The sequence below is a fragment of the Protofrankia sp. Cas3 genome, assembly GCF_963555955.1.
GTDB lineage: Bacteria > Actinomycetota > Actinomycetes > Frankiales > Frankiaceae > Protofrankia.
In genome coordinates, this window is the sequence record NZ_CAUVXP010000308.1 from 1 (window position 1) to 2,564 (window position 2,564).

The following is a 2,564-nucleotide window of genomic DNA, read 5'->3' on the forward strand; positions in this document are numbered from 1 at the left end:
TCGACCGCATCCTCTCGGTGTGCCGGTGGGCCGGGCTTCCCAACTATGCCATGCATAGTGCGACGGGTGCGAGGAGCAGCGACCGCGCCCCCGGCGGCCAGGCTGGCTGGCGCGTCACTCTTCGTCGTTGACCCAGCGGACGAACCTGTGCAGGGGAGGGCTTCGGGTAAATGCCTACTATGCGGCGCAGAGTGACTTTGCTTTGTCGCGCGTAGGGGTGGTTCGCAAGAGCGTCGTTCCGCCGCTTGTGCCGAGTCGCCTGGGGCTTCCGCGGTAGGTCGGCCAGTGCGCGCCGTCGGGCGCGGGCCAGCGGGGTGACAATAGAGGGGTGACGTCCGGGAAGGCTGTCGGCCTCGAGGAGGGTCTGCTGGTGGCTGAGCGAGCGGTGCCGACGGCCGCGGGGGTGACGTCGACAGCCCCGCAGGCGGTCACGGTGATGGGCGAGCCCGGATCCGCTCCCGTATCGCCGGGTCGGGCGGCGGCGCCCCTGAGCGAGCGCCGGATCGTCGATGCGGCGCTGGAGGTTGCGCGCCGCGAGGGTCTCGACCGGGTGACCATGCGCGGGCTGGCACGTGATTTCGGTGTCACCACGATGGCGATCCACTACCACGTCCCGACCCGCGAGGCCCTGCTGAGACTCGTCGTCGAACGGGTGCTCGGCTAGGTTGAGGCGCCGCCGGACGGGCCGTGGGAGGACCGGCTGCGCGCGGTCCACCGACGGCTCAGCGTCACGGTGAACGACTGCCCGGGAGTGGCGGACTGGCTCGTGGAGACGAGCGTGACCCGCAACGGCACCCGGCTCGCCGACCTCGCGACCGCCATCCTGCTCGACGCGGGTTTCGACGAGCGGACCTCGGTGCTGGCGCAGGCCACGACGCAGGCCTACTGGGTCGGCTACCTCAAGCTGGCGGCCGGCTTCGCCCGGCGCGGCGGCCCACCAGGTCGTCATCGGCTGGCCGACGATCCGCAGACCTACCCCGCGCTCGAGCGGGTGGCGTCGGCTGGCGCCACGCTGGACGCGGAGGCCTACCTGGAGTTCGCCCTCGACGTCATCATCGCGGGACTCCGGGTGCGTGCCGCAGGGGGAGCCGGCTAGTCGCCGGGTGCCGCGTCTGCCGCGTCGGCCTGGGTAGGCACGCGGGGTTCGACGACTGATGGGAAGCACGCTCCGGTTCCGGCCTGTCTTGCGCTATGCGCCGCATAGTGTCAGTGTCGGCGGGGTGCGGGCCGAGGGCAAGGCAACAGGCGAGGTCGTCGCCGACACCCATGGAGGCCCGCGTCGGCCCGAGCTGTCGAACTGGGGTCGGTTCGGGGCGGACGACGAACTCGGCACGCTCAACCTGATCACACCGGCCGCGGTGCTGCGGGGCGCCGGGTGCATCCGGACGGGGACGACGTTCCCGCTCAACCTGCCGCTGGACCAGCCCCGCCACCGCCAGATCGGACGGCCGGCGCTGGAGAAGGTCGCGCTCCGCCGCAACCACGTCTACAAGGGCATGGTTCTCAACGACGACTGCGTCATGCTGCCCACGCAGGGTTCGACGCAGTGGGACGCGTTGTCCCACTGCGGACTCGTCGAGGACGGGGTCGACGGCGTCTTCTACAACGGCGCCGGGCTCGACAGCGTGGACGAGCGGGGCTACGCCCACCGCAACAGCATCGACGCCCTCGCCCAGCGCGGCATCACCGGACGTGGCGTCCTCCTTGACGTCGGCCGGCACGTCGCCGGGGGAGCTGACCGGCCCCTGCCACCGGACCACGTCATCGACGAACCCGAGCTGCTCGCGACCGCCGCCGCGCAGGGTGTCCGGATCGAGCCGGGCGACGTGGTGTGCGTGCGTACCGGCTGGACGGAGGCCTACCTCGCCGCGGCGTCCGACGCGGTGCGGGAGGCGATGGTCCTGGCGACGGACGCGAGAGTGCCCGGGATCAGCCCGGATCTCGCGCCACTCGCGCACCGCCAGGGATGGGGAGCCGTCGCCGCGGACAACATCGCGGTGGAGGCCGGACCGTTGCCCGCCGATTCGAGCCGGTCCGCCCACATCCGGATGATGCGTAACCTCGGGCTGCCTTTCGGCGAGCTGTTCTGGTTCGCGGATCTTGCTGCTGCTGCCGCCGCCGACGAGCGCTGGACGTTCCTCTTCGTCGCTGTGCCGCTGCGCATCCCGGGCGGCATCGGCTCACCGGCCAACGCGATCGCCGTCCGTTGACACCGCCACCGGCCGTGACGGCCGTCGCCTCAGAGGAGAACGGGTGGGGACGAGTACGCGCTCGCCGCCGAGTACCACCCCTTGGACACGCGGCAACATCAGGACGCCGTCGCGCGCTTCCTGAGGAACTGACGGCGGACCGCGCGGAAACAATAGCTCGGCTCCATTTAGAGCGCCCGGCAATAGGGGCGTGGATCAAGGAGCGGGACTGGGGCACGTAGATCGCGAGGCGGAGGAGGAAGGCACCCTGGTGTCGGGTGTCGACCGACGACAACGCGGCGAGGTGCGTGCCCCAGCCCCGCGACGCCGGGTCCCTATTGCCGGTCGCTCTAACTCGGAGAGGTGCCGCAGCCT

2 protein-coding genes and 1 pseudogene are annotated in these 2,564 nt (G+C 71.3%); all 3 read left to right on the top strand.

Translation table 11 applies throughout. The features are described 5' to 3' along the window. Nucleotides 1-328: 328 nt before the first annotated feature. The 3 genes and pseudogenes from U9983_RS27530 (at nt 329) to U9983_RS27540 (ending at nt 2,210) form a co-directional block, all read left to right on the top strand. A complete protein-coding gene (locus U9983_RS27530) occupies nt 329-664 on the top strand; it encodes a TetR/AcrR family transcriptional regulator (protein WP_322756803.1) in 336 nt (111 codons plus the stop codon). Nucleotides 665-685: 21 nt separating this feature from the next. Next, nucleotides 686-1,096, top strand: a pseudogene (locus tag U9983_RS27535) (TetR/AcrR family transcriptional regulator C-terminal domain-containing protein); the annotation flags it as partial. A gap of 58 nt (nt 1,097-1,154) precedes the next feature. Then, nucleotides 1,155-2,210, top strand: coding sequence for a cyclase family protein (locus tag U9983_RS27540; RefSeq protein WP_322756804.1), 1,056 nt, complete (start codon nt 1,155-1,157; stop codon nt 2,208-2,210). Nucleotides 2,211-2,564: the final 354 nt, after the last annotated feature.